We start from the raw sequence: 16881 nt of genomic DNA, 5'->3' as shown, positions 1-16881 counted from the left end.
ATTCTTTCCAACACCTAAAACTTCTCCTGTAGATTTCATTTCAGGTCCTAAAGATACTTCAACGTTTGGTAACTTTTGAGTTGAGAATACTGGAACCTTAACAGCTACATATTCTGGTTCTTTATATATATCTGTTCCATATCCTAAGTCTTTAAGTTTTGCACCAAGCATTATCTTAGTTGCTAAGTCTACTATTGGAACTTTACTTACCTTACTGATGTATGGAACTGTTCTAGAAGCTCTTGGATTAACTTCTATTACATATAATTGTCCTTCAAATTCGATGAACTGAATGTTTATCATTCCCTTAATTCCTATAGCTAAAGCTAATTTCTTAGTATAGTCTAAGATTTTTGCCTTTATATCATCTGATACATTTTGAGTTGGATACATAGTAACACTATCACCTGAGTGAACCCCAGCTCTTTCTAAGTGTTCCATGATTCCTGGAATTAAGATGTTTTCACCATCTGAGATAGCATCTACTTCTATTTCTCTACCCATTAAGTACTTATCTATAAGTATTGGATTTTTCTTATCCTTAGCGAAAGCATTTTCTAAGTAGTAAACTAATTCTTCTTCATCATGAGTGATCTCCATACCTTGACCACCAATTACATATGAAGGTCTAACTAGTACTGGGAATCTTAATCTTCTTGCTTCTTCAAGTCCTTCTTCAACTGACCATACACCTTTTCCCTTTGGTCTTGAAATTCCCAAAGTTTCTAGTAATTCATCAAATTTTTCTCTATCTTCAGCCATATCTATTTGATCTGCTGTAGTTCCTAGAGTTGGTATGTTCTTTTCTTTTAAGAAGTTTGCAAGTTTAATTGCTGTTTGACCACCAAATTGAAGGATAACTCCATCTGGATTTTCTTTTTCTACTATATTTAATACATCTTCTTCAGTTAATGGTTCAAAGTATAGCTTATCTGATATATTAAAGTCTGTACTTACTGTTTCAGGGTTGTTATTAACTATTATAGTTTCAATTCCTAATTTCTTTAAAGCTAATACACAGTGTACTGAAGCATAGTCGAATTCGATACCTTGACCTATTCTAATTGGACCTGATCCTATAACTATAACTTTCTTCTTATCTGAAACTTCTACTTCATCATATTCTTCGTAAGTTGAGTAGTAGTATGGTGATAATGCTTCGAATTTACCTGCACATGTATCAACCATCTTATACGAAGGTTTTATGTTCCAGATATCTCTTAATCTATAAACATCATCTGGACTTACTCTTAACATATCAGCTATAGCTTTATCAGAGAATCCCTTCTTCTTTAATTCTAATAACCACTCTTTATCAAGGTCTTCTATTTTGCTAAGTTTTAATCTTTGTTCTTCATCAACTATCCATTTGAATTTTTCTATGAAGAATGTATCTATTCCTGTAATCTTAGCTATCTTATCTATTCTATATTCTCTTCTAAGCATTTCAGCTAAAGCAAAGATCCTTTCATCATCAGGAGAAACAACTCTTTCCTTTAATTCTGCCATGCTTAATTCTCTAAACTTTTTATGTTCTAATGAATATTTTCCTATTTCAAGACTTCTGATACCTTTTAATAATGCTTGTTCAAGGTTTGCACCTATAGCCATTACTTCTCCAGTTGCCATCATCTTTGTTCCTAGTTCTCTATCTGCACCAAAGAACTTATCAAATGGCCATTTTGGTATCTTACATACTACGTAGTCTAGTGCTGGTTCGAAGCATGCATAAGTCTTTTGAGTAACTGCATTCTTAATTTCATCTAATCTGTATCCTAAAGCTATCTTAGCTGCAAGCTTAGCTATTGGATATCCTGTTGCCTTAGATGCTAGAGCTGAACTTCTTGAAACTCTAGGGTTAATTTCAATTACTGCATATTCAAATGAGTTTGGATTTAAAGCAAATTGTACGTTACATCCACCTTCGATTCCTACTGCATTGATTATATTAATTGATGCTGTTCTAAGCATTTGATATTCTTTATCCGATAATGTTTGAGATGGAGCAACAACTATACTATCTCCTGTATGAATACCAACTGGGTCTATGTTTTCCATGTTACATACTGTTATACAGTTACCAGCTGAATCTCTCATTACTTCGTATTCTACTTCTTTCCATCCCTTAACTGATTTTTCTAGAAGTACTTGGCCTATTGAGCTTAATTGTAATCCTGATTCAAGTATTACTGCTAATTCTTCTCTTGTTTCAGCAATACCACCACCAGTTCCTCCAAGAGTGTAAGCTGGTCTTACTATAACTGGATATCCGATTTGTTCTGCAACTTTAAATCCAGTTTCCATATCTGTTACTATTTCTGATTTTATAACAGGTTCATTGATTCTATTCATCATATCTCTGAATAATTCTCTATCTTCACCTTCTTTGATAGATGCAATAGATGTACCAATTACTTTTACATTATATTTATCTAAAATTCCACTATCATATAATTCAACTGCTAAGTTAAGTCCTGTTTGACCACCCATTCCTGCAAGTAAGCTGTCTGGTCTTTCTTTTGCTATAACTTTTTCTACAAATTCTAGAGTTAAAGGTTCTAAGTATACCTTATCTGCAACTTCCTTATCAGTCATTATTGTTGCTGGGTTTGAGTTTACTAAAACTACTTCTCTACCTTCTTCTTTAAGCGCTTCACACGCTTGAGTTCCTGAATAATCAAACTCTGCAGCTTGACCTATTACTATTGGTCCTGATCCTATAACTAAAACTTTTTTAATATCTTTATTTAATGGCATATCCCTAAACCTCCTATAATGCGTACTCTAAAAATTTATCGAAAATATAGTTACTGTCTTGTGGTCCAGCTGATGCTTCTGGATGGAATTGAACTGAGAATATTGGTAATGTCTTATGTTTCATTCCTTCTACTGTTCCATCATTTATATTAACGTGAGTTTCTATAACATCTTCTGGAAGTTCTTCTACCACGTATCCATGGTTTTGAGAAGTAATTGTTACCTTTCCTGTTTCTAAATCTTTAACAGGATGGTTGCTTCCTCTGTGACCAAACTTAAGCTTTCCAGTCTTTCCTCCAAGTGCAAGACATAGAAGCTGATGTCCTAAACAGATACCTACTATTGGCTTCTTGCCAACTAAATTTTTAATACATTCTATAGCATGTGGTACATCTTCTGGATCCCCAGGGCCATTTGATAAGAATACTAAGTCTGGATTTACTGCTAATACTTCTTCTGCTGTTACATCAGCACCAAATACAGTTAACTTACAACCTCTCTTTTGGAAGTTTCTAAGTATGTTAGTTTTTATACCAAAATCAAGAACTGCAACGTGCTTTCCTTCACCTTCAATTGTGTATGTACTTTCTGTAGTTACATTCTTTACTGCATCAACATTTGTATATTCAGCAATTCTCTTTTGAACTTCATCTTCATCAGCATCATCAACAACGATTATTCCCTTCATTGTTCCCTTATTTCTAAGAACCTTTGTTAATGCTCTTGTATCTATTCCTTCAAGACCTACTATCTTATTTTGTTCTAAGAAATCATCTAATTCTAATTCACATCTAAAGTTATTTGGTAGGCTACATTTTTCTCTTACTATAAAACCTTTTACCTTAGGACCTTTTGATTCCATATCTTCAAGGTTTATTCCGTAGTTTCCGATTAGCGGATATGTCATTGTTACTATTTGTCCATAGTATGATGGATCTGTTAAAACTTCTTGATATCCTGTCATGCTAGTTGTAAATACAACCTCCCCAACGCTATCTTTAAGATATCCAAAAGCTTTTCCGTTAAAAGTCATTCCATTTTCTAAAATTAGCTTTGCTCTCATGCTTAGCCCTCCTTAAATTTTTATATTTAAGCAAAATACACTTTAAAAGACACTTTATATTTGATTAAAAAGAAAAGGACAGTAAAGGGACTACTAAAACACTACTCCCTTTGCTATCCTGCTATTATTTTCTGATTTATTTTTAAATGTCTTTAAAGACAAAGCTATGAAATTCTTGTTTAATTTATCCATAGTTACAGACTCCTTTCTGGCCTCACAGGACCAAGTTAAAGTGTATGTTTACCTTACTTTTAATTTTATTAACTATAATTGTAGTTTATTACAATTATATTGTCAATAGTAGCCAAGTACATAAATCATTATTTTTATACAAAAAAGCTGTTCCATAATAGAACAGCAATTTACATAATTATTTATAACAAATACTCGTATCTTCTGAGTTATATTGAAGAATTATCTCTGCATTTTCTAAATTAACATTTTTCCACTCTATCGTTTCTCCATTTGAGCTTATAGCTTTTATATCCCATCTGTCATATTTCTCTGGAACCTTAAAATCTACATCTAAAGAATACCCAGACTTAAAAAGTTTTGTTGAAGTAATATCATTTCCCCAATCCTCTTCTCCTGCAGACGATATCCTTAAATCAACTATATCTGATCCTGCATTGTTTCTAAGTTTAAACTCTTGAGAGTATAAAGAATACCCTTCCATTGCACCATTATTTGATACCTTTTCTGATCCACATCCCACAAACAATCCAGCACATAGAATACTTACTGATGCAATGATTATTTTCTTTACATTTTTCATTTAAAATACTCCCATTAAATATTTGATACCTAAACTTATGATTTTCTATCATAAATTATTACAAATAAAATATCATCTTACTTTTAAAGTTTCCATTTAAGGTATCTTTGATTATTTTTTTACATTATCTTATACTTAATCTAATACATAAGATAATTTAAGGAGGAAATTATGAAATACTTATCAGACTTACATACCCACAGTATTGTTAGTGGTCATGCGTATAATACTTTATTTGAAAATATAGATTACTGCGCTAAAAATGGAATAAAAATTCTTGGAACATCTGAACATGCTCCTGCAATGCCTGGTGCTGCTCACCCATGGTACTTTGGAAATCTAAAAGTTTTACCAAGAGTAATAAATGGCGTAGTACTTTTAAAGGGCTGTGAAGCTAATATAATGGATGTTGAAGGAAATATAGATTTAGTGGATTATGAATCAAAGGCTTTAGACTATATGATTGTATCTCTTCACGAACCTGTTTTTCAACCAAAATCCAAAGAAGAAAATACTAAGGCTATTCTTAATACTATAGACAAAAATCCTTTAATAGCCATACTTGGTCATCTTGGAAACCCTGCTTATGCTTTAGACTACGAAGCTATCGTTAAAAAGGCTAAAGAAAAAGATATAATGATTGAAATAAATAATTCATCTATTGCAGGTTCTTCAAGAGTTGGAAGTAAGGATAACTGTAGAAAAATAGCTGAACTTTGTAAAGAATATGGAGTTAAAATAATTTTATCTTCTGATGCTCATGTATGTTTTAGTATATGTGACTTTAAAGGTTCATTAGAAGTTGTAAATTCTGTTGACTTCCCAGAAGAACTTATTATGAATGATCATGAAAAATTAATTGCTCACTTTAAAGGTAAGGGAAGACTTCAAGATTTATAAAAAATATGGTAGATAGAAAGTTTCTATGCTTTTTATCTACCACAATTAAAATTCCAAATTACTTCTTATAAAAATTATTAAATGCTATTTCTCCGAAATCAATAAATATGTAAACAAATAATATCATTGAAACATATCCAAAGATTCCTTCAGCCATTAAATAAACTTTACTAACTGCAGGCTGAAGAGCAAATAGTGTGAATGCTGCAAGTGCTATCCATGCTAAAGAAAACCTTAAACATATAATCCCTTGAAAATTGTATTTTATATCTTTATAATCCCAATAAGATTTTCCAAAATACTTTTCTAACATATATCCACTTATATACTCAACCAATGTTGGAACAATAAAAGAATCAATTATCATGAAGCCCTTTGAAAACTCTAGAAATTCATACATGTAAACTAATATACTTATAGCAATCCCATACATAGGTTTAAACGGAACTTTTAAAAATCCATCCTTTTTAAAGTACCCCAGTACAAAATAGCTAAAAACTTCTTCAAGACACCATCCCCAAAAAGAATACATAGTAAAAATAAATATAAAATAAAAAAGCCAGGATATTAACTAATACTTCCTTTCATAAACTTATCAAAATTAGTATTAGCTAAATCTGACTTTTTAGTCTGTTTTATTTTATTCTATCTTCAAGCCAATTTATTATATAAGCTATTGCATTTTCATCATTAGATGGTGCTATATAATCAGCCTTTTCCTTTACAAAATCTAATCCATTTTTAACACAAAAGCCAAAGCCTGCATTCTCTATCATTTCAATATCATTCATATTGTCTCCAACAGCAACAACCTTTGCTGGATCAATATCTAATGCTGATGATAATTCATTTAATGCTCTTCCCTTTGAAACTCCATTAGCAACTATATCTAAGTAGTTTGTCCCGCTTCTAAAAGAATTATTTCCATTATCATAGTTTTCTCTAAAGTCCTTTTCTGCCTTATCTAGCTCATCCTTCTCTCCTATTAAAAGAACTTTAACCCACTTTTCATCCCAAATTTCATCTGGAAGTTCATAAATAACTTTATAATCCTTATGTCTATCATATCTCTGAGTAAACTTGCATTTTCTATAAACATAAGCTATTTCATTAGCAAAGATTTCAATACCTATATGAGGATTGTTTTCGTAAAATCTTTTTATAGCTTCCTTTCTTTCTTCTTCAATGAAATGCTCCTTAATAACCTGTCCATCTCTAAAATCATAAATCTTAGCACCATTATGAAGCATTACAGGACATTTAATACTTAAATCATCAACAAAACCTCTTACTGCCTGCACCATTCTTCCTGTAGCTAAAGTAAAAAGACCTCCATTATCAACAAAATGCTTTATAGCTTTTCTATTTTCTTCTGAAACTTCCTTCTTGCTATTAATAAGTGTTCCATCCATATCAGATGCTAATATGTATCCTTTAAAAATTTTATCCAATTGTATCTCCCCCATTTATTTATTTGCAGATAAAACTATCTTTCTTGCCAAGCTTCTTGGTATAAACTTATTAGCTAAAACCAATAACTTATTTTTTGTTCCTGGTATTATTATAACATTTCCTTTTTTATAACCCTCATATGCACATCTTGCTACTTCCTTTGGATTCATAAGAAGATATGCTGCCTTCTCATTTTTAACTATTTCAGCTTTTTTCTGAAAGCTTGTTTTTACAGCCCCCGGGCATAAACAGCTTACTTTAATTTTGCTACCTTTAACCTCTTCATGTATAGCTTCAGTAAGGGACAATACAAAAGCTTTTGATGCATAATAAGTACTCATCTTTGGTCCTGAAGAAAAGGCTGCAGTAGAAGCAACATTCAAGATTCCACCTTCATTTACTTCTATCATTTTTCCTAGGAAATAGTGAGTTAAATTAGTTAAAGCTAAGACATTAACTTTAATTAAAGTATCTTGCTTATTAATATCTAAATCTTTAAAATATCCAAAACATCCAAGGCCAGCATTATTTATTAAATTATCTACAAAGTAATTATTCTTTTCTACAAAATCATATATTTTTTCGTAGCTCTCTTCTATTGAAAGATCTAGAGATATAATTTCTACTTTAACTTTATAATCTCTTTCTATTTCTTTTTGAACACGTTCAAGCCTTTCTTCATTTCGTGCTACAATAATTAAATTATGTTTATCTTTTGCAAAAAGTTTAGCAAGTTCTAGTCCTATCCCTTCAGTTCCACCTGTAATTAAGGTATATTTGTTTAAAATATTCATGAATCTATCCTCTTACATCTTTTTTCTAAATTATATCATTAATAACTTCTTAATACATAAAGCAGAATGAAAGTCCTAAATAGAAACAATTCATTCTGCTTTTATCTAAACAACTAATCGCCATATTTGAGCTATTATAAAGCATACAATTATCCCAGTTATGGTTGGTATTAAAAATGCTAATACTGTCCATTTTAAGCTGTTAGTTTCTTTTTTAATCGTTAAAAGGGTTGTTGCACATGGATAGTGCAAAAGACATAATATCATTGTATTTATAGCAGTTAATGTAGTCCATCCATTAGCTACTAATAAGGTTTTAAGTTCCATAATATTATTCATTTCAACCATAGTTGAAGTCTTTAAATAGCTCATTATAATAATTGGAATTACTATTTCATTAGCTGGAATACCTAAAATAAAAGCCATTAATATATATCCATCTAATCCTATAGCACTTGCAAATGGATTTAAAAAATCTGCACATACACTAAGTAGTGTTCCATTTCCTATTGATATATTAGCAAAAATCCATATAATAGCACCTGCTGGAAGTGCAACTACAACAGCTCTTCCAAGTACATATAAAGTTCTATCGCAGATAGACCTTACTATTACCTTTAAAAATTGAGGTCTTCTATAAGGTGGAAGCTCTAATACAAAGCTTGATGGCACACCTTTCAAAATAGTTTTTGATAATATCCTTGATATAATTAATGTAATCAATACTCCCAATATTATTACTAGTGTTACTGCTAAAGCTGAAAATAAATTTCCACTATTTACTCCTAATATACCTCCACCAATAAAAATTGAAGAAATAGTTATTAAGGTTGGAAATCTTCCGTTACATGGCATAAAATTATTAGTTAATATAGCTATAAGTCTTTCCCTAGGTGAATTTATTATTCTACATCCAACTACACCTGCAGCATTGCATCCAAGCCCCATACACATTGTAAGTGCCTGTTTTCCACAAGAACAACATCTCTTAAAGCCTTTATCAAGATTAAATGCAATTCTAGGTAAATACCCAGAATCCTCAAGAAGAGTGAAAAGCGGAAAAAATATAGCCATAGGTGGAAGCATAACAGCAACAATCCAGGTTACCGTTGTATATACTCCATCTATTAAAATTCCAGAAATAAATGATGGAACTAATAAACTTTCAAATAGTTTTCTTATCCATACCTCAATCCATGCAAATAAAGTTGAAAGAGCCTGTGATGGATAATTAGCTAAAGTTATAGTAATCCATAATATAGTTAGCAGCATTAATATCATTATAGGAATCCCTGTTACCTTTGATACAAGTATCTTATCAAGTTTCCTATTAAATTTATCATACCCTTTTGTATATTCAACACTTTCTGAGGCTATTTTCTCTGCTTTATTAACTAATGATTTTATTATCCGATCATCAATATCTTTAACCTTTCCTATTTCATGAACTTTATTAACAATATTCTTATCTATCTCATAATAATCTATTATACTTTTTTCAATGCCTTCATTTCTCTCTAACATTCTTAATGAAATCCATCTAAGCCTTTTATCATCAACAATAATTTCATCTCTTAATATATCCTCAGCAGCTTCTATATCAATTTCAATATCTTTACTATACTTAACAGTACTTTTATTCAGTTCCTTTTTACTTCTTATGCCCAAATCAATTATTTGCTTTAATTCCTCTATTCCTCTATTTTCTCTTGCTGCTGCAAAAACAATATAATCTCCTATCTTATTTTTTAGAACTTTTTCATCTATAGTTATTCCCTTTTTTTTCTGCCTCATCCATTAAGTTTACACATAAGATAACCTTTTCTGTAATCTCAGAAATCTGATAAAACAAATTTAAATTTCTTTCTAAAGATGTTGCATCAGCTACAACTACAATTAAATCTGGCTCCTCAAAACAAATATAATTTCTTGCAATTTCTTCTTCTTCTGAGTTTGATAATAATGAATATGTTCCTGGTAAATCTACAACCTTTATGGTTTTTCCCTCATACTCATAATACCCTTCAGCATTAGAAACTGTTTTCCCTGGCCAATTACCAGTATGCTGATTCATTCCTGTTAACGCATTAAAAACTGTGCTCTTACCTACATTAGGATTTCCTGCAAGTCCAATTTCATAATCAGCGTACTTAGACATCTTCGAATCTTCAGTTGATATAATCTTTAATCCTGTAGAATTCTTAGTTAACCCCATTGCTTTCTCCTAACAATTATTAAAGCTTAAGACACTAATTTTCTCACTATCTTCCTCCCTTATAGCAATAACAGTTCCTCTAATCAAGTATGCTGTTGGATCGCCAAATGGACTTCTATACAAAACCTCTATTTTAGTTCCTTCTATTATTCCTAAATCGAAAAATCTTCTCCTTAGTTCTCCTTCTGCTTCTATATCAATCACCTTCACTAAAGATGATACCTCGGCCTCCTTAAGTTTCATTCATTCTCTTCCCCTCGTTTATCTTTTTCCCTTGACTCAGAACCTTAGTTAATACTATTAATATGAAGAAAAAATCAATATTGTGTACAAAATTCAACATATTTTTCCCCTAACAAAAAAAGAGCCCCACACCTAAGTGTTAAGGCTCTTTTTTAATATATTTTTATCTTATTTGACCTTCTCCATAAATAATATATTTATTAGTAGTAAGTTCATTAAGTCCCATAGGTCCTCTTGCATGAAGCTTTTGTGTGCTTATACCTATTTCTGCACCAAATCCAAATTCTTCTCCATCAGTAAATCTTGTAGATGCATTAACATATACAGCTGCAGCATCAACTCTTTGTAAGAATTTTTGTGAATTTGAATAACTCTTAGTTATTATTGCTTCTGAATGTCCTGTACCATATTTATTTATATGTTCTATAGCTTCATCAATGTTTGAAACTATTTTTACACCTATAATATTATCAAGATATTCTGTTCCCCAGTCTTCATCAGTAGCTTCTTTTAAGTCATTTATAATCTTCATTGACTTTAAATCCCCTCTAATTTCAACATTCTTTTCTCTTAATGCTTTTACTATAATAGGTAAAAATTCTTCTGCAACTTCTTCATTAATGATAAGTTTTTCTTCTGCATTACATACTGATGGTCTGCTAGTCTTAGCATTAATTACAATGTTTTTAGCCATTTCTAAATCAGCTTCACTATCAACATAAACGTGACAGTTTCCTGTTCCTGTTTCAATTACTGGTACTGTTGCATTATTAACTACTGCTTGAATAAGTCCTGCACCACCTCTTGGAATAAGAACATCTATATAATCATTTAATCTCATCATTTCTGATGCTGTTTGTCTACTTGTATCTTCAATAAGTTGAACACATTCTGCTGGAAGTCCAGCTTCTTTTATTCCTTCACTTAAAGCTTTGGTAATAGCTATATTGGAATTAATAGCTTCACTTCCACCTCTTAAAATAGCTACATTTCCTGATTTCAAACAAAGTCCTGCTGCATCTGAAGTTACATTAGGTCTTGCTTCATAAATAATACCTATAACCCCAAGAGGAACTCTTTGTTTACCTATTTGTAATCCATTTGGTCTCTTCCACATAGCTGTAACTTCTCCAATAGGATCTGCTAAAGCTGCTACCTTTCTAAGACCATTTGCCATTCCTTCAATTCTACTTTCATCTAAAGCAAGTCTATCAAGCATTACCTTTGATGTACCTTTTTCAATAGCATTTTCTAAGTCTTTTTTATTTTCTTTAATAATTTCTTCTTTATTAGCTAATAACTTTTCTGCCATAAGCTCTAATGCTTTATTTTTTATTACAGAGCCTGCATTCATTAACTCATAAGAAGCTTCTTTTGCTTTTTGACCTTTTTTAATTAATTCCTTCAAAGTTTTTGCCCCCTTATATTACTTCTTTCCTAAAAATAAAGTTCCTATATTTTCTCCATTTAGTATATCTACTAATATTTCTGGATTTTCTCCATTAGTAAGAACCATATCTATCCCTGCTTCAGCAACATTTTTAGCTGCTTCTAATTTTGTAATCATTCCGCCAGTTCCAAGCTTACTTCCTGCTCCACCAGCACACTCTTCAAGTTCTGCAGTTACTTCTTCAACAACACTTAACATCTTTGCTGATTCATTTGTTCTTGGATCTCCATCATAGAATCCATCTATATCTGATAAGATAATTAATAAATCGGCTCTACATAACTTTGCAACTATTGCTGATAAATTATCATTATCTCCAAACTTAACTATATTCTCAATTTCATCAATAGAAACTGTATCATTTTCATTAACTATAGGTATTATTCCATTTTCCATTAATGTTTCAAATGTATTTATAACATTTTCTCTTATATGGTCATCTTCAACAACATCCCTAGTTAATAGTACTTGACCTACTGTATGGCTGTATTCACCAAAGAACTTACTATATATATGCATAAGTTCACATTGTCCTACTGCTGCAACAGCTTGTTTTTCTCTTATTGTCTTAGGTTTCTCTTTAAGCTTTAGTTTATTAACACCAACACCAATAGCCCCAGAAGAAACTAAAACAACTTGTTTACCTGAGTTTTGTAAATCTGATATTACTCTTGCAAGCTTTTCAATTCTTCCTAAGTTTATATTTCCGTTTTCATATGTTAGAGTTGATGTTCCTACTTTTACTACTATCTTTCTTGTATCTCTTAATTTTTCACGAAAGTCCATTTTCACAACTCCTTAGTTTCTATTATTCATACTTTTAATATTACTATACCACGGAATTTCCTTTTGTTCTATTAGGACTTGTAAGATTAATTTTAAAATTGAATATATAGGTACAATACAAAAAGCCATTAAGGCTCCTCCTATAGATGCTGCTCCAACTACAAGAAAAATATCTGTAATAGGGTGTATTTTCATAGCTCTTCCCATAATAAACGGTACTACTACCCTTCCCTTTAATGTTTGTGCTATAAGTACTAAAATACTTAACCTTAAAATCATTTGAGGTCCAAGAATAATAGCTATCATATAAGGGATTATCATAGATATAAAAAATCCTATAAAAGGTATAAACGCAAGTATGAAAGTTATTGAAGATAGAAGTACTGCACTTGGCATTTTTATAATTTTATATCCTATAAAGACCATAGATGCTAAAGAAAGAGCAACAATAGCCTGACCTATAACATAAGTCGAAAGTACATCATCGCTTTTACTTAAAATTTCACCACTTATTTTTTTATATTTTGAAGGAATGTATTTAAGTATTGTAGGTTTAACTTTTTCACCATCTTTAAGTAGAAAAAATATTATAAGTATTACTAAAAGTAAGTCCGAAAAAATCATCATTCCAGCATCAAATATATCTTTTGAATTAGAAATAATTACTGTTATATAAGAAATCACTTGATCTGATATATTCTGAATTAATCCTTTGAAACTTTCATTCATCATATATCCATCAATAACTCTCATGGTTGATTCATCAGTAAATTTTGTATTTATGAACGCTATTAGCTGAACACCTTGAGTAAATAAATATGTTCCAAAATATCTAAAGATTCCAGCTAAGAGAAAAGCAGCTATTATTAATGTTAATGAAGCAGCACGAGATTTCTTCATACCTTTTCTTAAGAACAAACTATCAAGAGGTCTTAATATATAAAAGAAAAAAACTCCAAATAAAACAGGGGCTATTATTACTACTAATAATACATTTATAAATTCTTTTAATATAGTAATCCTTTTTAATAATAATAAAAGTAGTACTGATAGATTAGCTATAATTAAGTTATAAATTACATTCTTTTTTTTCATAGTATTCCTCCTTTGATTTAGTTTTTACTTACTATGAAAAAAAATTCACTCAAAACTGGTATACAAGAAATAGTTTTTTACGGTTTATTTCCTTATTTTTTTTATATATAAAATTATAAAAAAGCTCATTAAATTCCAATTTATAAAAAATATAATTTATAAATTTTCAAAAAAATTCATTTATTTATTAATAGATAAAAGAAGATTTCAATAATATTTTTTAGACATACTTAATCTCCTAAAATATAATTTATTAATCTTAAAAATATAGTAAAAAAGCCAATTTGGTTAGCATAAAATATTCTTTATAAGTTAGTTTTATTCTAAAGTTTTTAGATATTAAAAATAATAAGCCATTAACTATTTTTTAGTTAATGGCTTATTATTTGTTTTAGGAATTATACTTTTTGTAGTATCTGGGGGGTACTACTTCGGGATCTTAATTCCACGATATTTGTATACATGTTTATTATAATACCTTTTTCTATTTTTTACACTATTTTTTTGAAAATTTATTTTAAAATTTTTCTAATTGCCTTTGCTACTCCATCATTTTCATTTGTATCAGTTATATATTTTGCTATTTTTTTTATTTCAGGTATAGCATTTTCCATAGCTACAGTTTCAGTAAATTCAGTAAACATAGAATAATCATTAAAGCTATCTCCCATTATCATAACTTCATCTTTCTTTATGCCCATCTTTTTCGCTACTTTCGCTAATATTAATCCTTTTTGTGCATTTTCATTAGTAATTTCTATATTGCTTACAAAAGAAGATGATACTGCTAAGCCGCTTATTTTTTGAATTTCAGCTTTAGCTTTGTTAACTAAATCTACATCACTATAAAAAGCAAATATTTTCTTTACTTCAATTGGTCCATTTAAAAATTCATATAAATTTTCAATGTATTTTAACCTTTTAAATTTTTCATCCTTTTTTGCTAATTTTTCAGCTTCTTCAGTACTTATTTTTAAGAAAGTAGAAAGCATATAAATTGTTCCTTTAAGTGCTTCCTCTCGAGAATTAGGTGTGTATATTCCGTCACTTGTAAATAACTCAGCTTTAAGTCCATATTTATCCATTATATTGAATACCTTTTCTACTAGATCCTTATCTATATCTATTGATTCTATTATATTGCCATCCACATCTCTATATTCAGCTCCATTAGAAACTATACTTTCACATTTTAGATTATATTGTTTCAAAAAAGGTTCAACATCTGCATAGTCTCTTCCTGTTGCAATAGCAAAGTCAATTCCTCTTTTTTGAGCTTCTCTAATTGCTTTTATATTTTCTTCTGAAATTACATGATTATTATTTAATAAAGTTCCATCCATATCTGAAGCTATAAGTTTTATCATCTTCATTCCTCCTTCATTTCTTCCTTTGTTTTATGTCTTATATGAATATAATACTTCATTATTTTTCACATTAACACTCATTAATACTTCATTATATTACAATTTTTTTATAATTTGCTCTAAAAAAACACTATCTTTTTTAATTTTTATATATTAAAATATTAATGCATATTTATAAGTTCGGAGGACTTGTTCATGAATAAAAATTCAAGGAAACAATATAATATCTCTTCGATATTAAAATTTATCATTCCTTCTATGATAGGAGTTTTATTATTTATCATTCCAGTAAAAATAGAAGGTAATTTTACGATTCCTATTGCTTTTTTATCAAATTTATTAGTTACAGAATTATCATCAGTACTTCCATTAATAACAGTTATTTTAATTTCTATTTCTGCTATAGGTAGTATTTTAGTGAAATTTATTAAGCCAAAGAATAAATTTATTAATTCATTGTTTAATGTAACGCCGGTATGGCTTACTGGTAGAATTATAGGTATGATTTTAGTTATTTTAACTTATTTAAAAGTAGGCCCTGAATTTATATGGTCTGATTCTACTGGTGGAACAGTTTTATTTAGTTTATTACCACTGTTAGTTTCTGTTTTCTTATTTGCAGGATTATTTTTACCACTTCTTTTAAACCACGGTTTACTAGAATTTGTTGGTGCTTTACTTACTAAAATAATGAGACCTGTATTTAATTTACCAGGAAGATCATCTATAGACTGTATAACATCTTGGCTTGGTGATGGTACTATAGGAATTTTATTAACTAGTAGACAATACGAAGAAGGTTTTTATACAAAGAAAGAAGCAGCTGTTGTTGGTACTACATTCTCAGCTGTATCTATTACTTTTTGTTTAATGGTTATAAGTCAAGTTGGACTTGCTCACATGTTTGTCCCATTCTATTTAACTGTTACAGCTTCAGGAATTTTGTCTGCAATTATTCTTCCTAGAATATATCCTCTTAGACATAAAGAAGATACATATATTGATGGTACACCTAGAAAAGATGATAGTGATAGTATTCCTGAAGGATACACTACTTTTTCATGGGGATTAGAAAATGCTTTAAAAAGAGCTGATGCAAATTATAGTATTAGTAGAATCTTTACTGAAGGATTTAAAAATGTTATTGATATGTGGATTGGAGTACTTCCAATTGTTATGGCCATGGGTGGAATAGCTCTTATGATTGCTGAATACACAAGTATATTCCAATGGCTTGGAACTCCATTTATACCTCTTTTAAAGTTATTACAAGTACCTGAAGCTGCTAAAGCTTCTCAATCACTTATAGTTGGTTTTGCTGATATGTTTATTCCTTCAGTTTTAGCAACTAATATTCAAAGTGAAATGACTAGATTTATAATTGCTTGTTTATCAGTAACTCAATTAATCTATATGTCTGAAGTTGGTGGATTACTTTTAGGATCTAAGATTCCTGTTGACTTAAAAGATTTAATCATATTATTTATAGAAAGAACTTTAATAACTTTACCATTTATAGTTCTTGTAGCTAATTTCATATTTTAAGATTAGAAAAGAAATAATTTAAAAAATATTACTGGAAGTTTTACTTTCCAGTAATATTTTTTATAGTAATTCCATAAAACTTATACTTACTTCATTAACTCTTATAGCTAAACTTTTAACTTTCTATATCTATTAAAGGCTGCCATAATTTCCTGCTTTCTTGGCATAGCTAAATTTCCGCTATTACCCACTGAAATTAATCCATTCTTATTCATATATTCAATAACCTTGTCAGTCACTTCTTCTAAAGTCATAGAATTATTTACTATCCTTTCTTCAGCAAACTTCATTATATGACCTATTGCAGTTACTTGTTCACTATCAACAATCTGTTCAACAGCTCTTAACTGAACCTCCCACGACTGAAGTCGCAGGGTTCTTGGTCGATAGCACTAATGTGCTAAGCAAACCCAAGCTATCCCCGTAGTTCCTACGGTTC

General features: G+C 30.0%; 14 protein-coding genes and 1 pseudogene. 2 read left to right on the top strand and 13 right to left on the bottom strand.

Going from position 1 to position 16881, the window contains the following annotated elements; all coding sequences use genetic code 11:
* From carB to BM384_RS09305, 3 genes are all read right to left on the bottom strand, one after another.
* On the bottom strand, positions 1–2757 hold a 2757-nt coding region (gene carB / locus BM384_RS09315; protein WP_090013104.1), incomplete at its 3' end, for a carbamoyl-phosphate synthase large subunit.
* A 13-nt stretch (positions 2758–2770) separates the two neighbouring features.
* The gene (gene carA, locus BM384_RS09310; protein ID WP_090013102.1) at positions 2771–3820 is read right to left on the bottom strand and encodes a glutamine-hydrolyzing carbamoyl-phosphate synthase small subunit; all 1050 of its coding nucleotides are present in this window, start codon (positions 3818–3820) and stop codon (positions 2771–2773) included.
* A gap of 370 nt (positions 3821–4190) precedes the next feature.
* Positions 4191–4595, bottom strand: coding sequence for a hypothetical protein (locus BM384_RS09305; protein WP_090013100.1), 405 nt, complete (start codon positions 4593–4595; stop codon positions 4191–4193).
* Positions 4596–4766: 171 nt separating this feature from the next.
* On the opposite strand from BM384_RS09305, the gene BM384_RS09300 reads away from it, so the two are divergent.
* On the top strand, positions 4767–5495 hold the full coding sequence (locus BM384_RS09300; RefSeq protein WP_090013099.1) for a phosphatase: 729 nt from the start codon (positions 4767–4769) through the stop codon (positions 5493–5495).
* A gap of 58 nt (positions 5496–5553) precedes the next feature.
* Here the strand turns inward: BM384_RS09300 and BM384_RS09295 are convergent, their stop codons facing one another.
* The 9 genes and pseudogenes from BM384_RS09295 to BM384_RS09255 all read right to left on the bottom strand — a co-directional run bounded on the left by BM384_RS09295 (position 5554) and on the right by BM384_RS09255 (position 14897).
* Positions 5554–6027: a putative ABC transporter permease gene (locus BM384_RS09295; protein ID WP_090013097.1), complete on the bottom strand. Its 474-nt coding sequence runs from the start codon at positions 6025–6027 to the stop codon at positions 5554–5556.
* Between the two features lie 103 nt (positions 6028–6130).
* Positions 6131–6946, bottom strand: a complete 816-nt coding sequence (locus BM384_RS09290) for a Cof-type HAD-IIB family hydrolase (RefSeq protein WP_175537328.1) — start codon at positions 6944–6946, stop codon at positions 6131–6133.
* Positions 6947–6961: 15 nt separating this feature from the next.
* Positions 6962–7741, bottom strand: coding sequence for an SDR family NAD(P)-dependent oxidoreductase (locus tag BM384_RS09285; protein ID WP_090013094.1), 780 nt, complete (start codon positions 7739–7741; stop codon positions 6962–6964).
* Between the two features lie 105 nt (positions 7742–7846).
* A pseudogene (feoB, locus tag BM384_RS09280) lies at positions 7847–9956 on the bottom strand (ferrous iron transport protein B).
* Positions 9957–9965: 9 nt separating this feature from the next.
* Positions 9966–10199 (bottom strand): FeoA family protein, encoded by a 234-nt coding sequence (locus tag BM384_RS09275; RefSeq protein WP_090013093.1) that lies wholly within the window; start codon positions 10197–10199, stop codon positions 9966–9968.
* Positions 10200–10362: 163 nt separating this feature from the next.
* Positions 10363–11607 (bottom strand): glutamate-5-semialdehyde dehydrogenase, encoded by a 1245-nt coding sequence (locus BM384_RS09270; protein ID WP_090013091.1) that lies wholly within the window; start codon positions 11605–11607, stop codon positions 10363–10365.
* Positions 11608–11625: 18 nt separating this feature from the next.
* Positions 11626–12435, bottom strand: a complete 810-nt coding sequence (gene proB / locus BM384_RS09265) for a glutamate 5-kinase (protein WP_090013089.1) — start codon at positions 12433–12435, stop codon at positions 11626–11628.
* Between the two features lie 12 nt (positions 12436–12447).
* Positions 12448–13530: an AI-2E family transporter gene (locus BM384_RS09260; RefSeq protein ID WP_090013088.1), complete on the bottom strand. Its 1083-nt coding sequence runs from the start codon at positions 13528–13530 to the stop codon at positions 12448–12450.
* A 512-nt stretch (positions 13531–14042) separates the two neighbouring features.
* Positions 14043–14897, bottom strand: coding sequence for a Cof-type HAD-IIB family hydrolase (locus BM384_RS09255; RefSeq protein ID WP_090013086.1), 855 nt, complete (start codon positions 14895–14897; stop codon positions 14043–14045).
* 195 nt (positions 14898–15092) lie between these two features.
* Between BM384_RS09255 and BM384_RS09250 the strand changes: the two genes are divergently transcribed.
* A complete protein-coding gene (locus tag BM384_RS09250) occupies positions 15093–16442 on the top strand; it encodes a YjiH family protein (RefSeq protein ID WP_090013085.1) in 1350 nt (449 codons plus the stop codon).
* A 107-nt stretch (positions 16443–16549) separates the two neighbouring features.
* Here the strand turns inward: BM384_RS09250 and BM384_RS09245 are convergent, their stop codons facing one another.
* Complete coding sequence (locus BM384_RS09245) at positions 16550–16816, bottom strand: hypothetical protein (protein ID WP_347455060.1); 267 nt, start codon at positions 16814–16816, stop codon at positions 16550–16552.
* Positions 16817–16881: the final 65 nt, after the last annotated feature.

The sequence above is a fragment of the Clostridium sp. DSM 8431 genome (assembly GCF_900116755.1).
Taxonomy (GTDB): Bacteria; Bacillota; Clostridia; order Clostridiales; family Clostridiaceae; genus Clostridium.
This window is presented reverse-complemented; position numbering and strand designations above follow the sequence as displayed.